At 59.5% G+C, this 625-nt stretch carries 2 protein-coding genes; both read right to left on the minus strand.

The features are described 5' to 3' along the window. Positions 1-118 precede the first annotated feature (118 nt). Positions 119-391, minus strand: a complete 273-nt coding sequence (locus MKK63_RS28675; RefSeq protein WP_244007538.1) for a hypothetical protein — start codon at positions 389-391, stop codon at positions 119-121. Positions 392-438: 47 nt separating this feature from the next. Beyond that, a partial coding sequence (locus MKK63_RS28680; protein ID WP_244007540.1) for a hypothetical protein occupies positions 439-625 on the minus strand: 187 nt, incomplete at its 5' end.

Here is a 625-nt window from a genome sequence, read left to right on the forward strand (position 1 = left end):
CCCCGGTGCTGCTCTTCCGGCGCGCGGTCGGAGCCAATCGCTGAGGGTATGGTGGTGCGGTATGGTTAGCCGATCTTGTATGAACCCCGCGCGACCAAGTCCACGTCGCGGCTTACAATCACATGCGGGAACGACGCATGTGGTGACGTCGATGGCGCTTCATGTGCCGCATACCCATCATGCCCCGCTGGCCGCCCATGCGCTTCTCTGATGGGCTCTTCACGCTGCCGGGATTGTTCATGTTGCTCTGAGCGCTGCCGCCGCCAGTGGACATCTGAGCGAACGCCGCTCCGGTAATTGCGAACGATAGTGCTGCAGCGAGGGCAAAAGTCTTCATCATGGCGTTTTCCTCCAGACGGATCAGCTCGATCAGTCGAGGGACAAACACCACCGTGCCTGATATTGTTCAGGCTATAACCTTGAGAATAGTGATGGGCCCTACCGACGTCGCAGCCTCAGAGCCAGGATCAGCGCACTGGGCCAGAACATGAGGCTGAGCAAGGCGATCGGAACGATGGGTCGCCCTTTCCACCAGACGATGACGACTCGCAGGAACAGGACCGGGATGGCCGCTGCCAGAAAGGCCCAGAACTGAAGGTCGGATAGATCCATGTGAGATCCGTAG

Source organism: Methylobacterium sp. J-088, from assembly GCF_022829295.1.
Lineage (GTDB): Bacteria > Pseudomonadota > Alphaproteobacteria > Rhizobiales > Beijerinckiaceae > Methylobacterium.